This is a genomic window from Pseudomonas sp. AC463, assembly GCF_979253585.1.
Window position 1 is genome coordinate 1 of sequence record NZ_CEEDDZ010001037.1, and the last position, 244, is coordinate 244.

1 protein-coding gene is annotated in these 244 nt (G+C 69.7%); it reads right to left on the reverse strand.

Annotated elements, in window-relative coordinates:
- Positions 1–244: hypothetical protein (locus AC0IYH_RS33405; protein WP_471838718.1), on the reverse strand; the 244-nt coding region annotated here is incomplete at both ends.

Here is a 244-nt window from a genome sequence, read left to right on the forward strand (position 1 = left end):
GGCCAACGGATAGCTGCGGCCCTCGCTCTCGATCACCGGCGCGGGTTGGCCCTCTGCGCCCATCAACGCCGCGAACCGCGCGCCGTCGAGCGTCGCGGACATCGCCACCAGCCGCAGGTCGGGCCGCAGCCCTGCCTGCGCATCCAGTGCAAGCGCCAATCCGAAGTCGCCGTCGAGGCTGCGTTCGTGAACCTCGTCGAACAGCACCGCGGCGATGCCGGCAAGTTCAGGATCGGCCTGTATC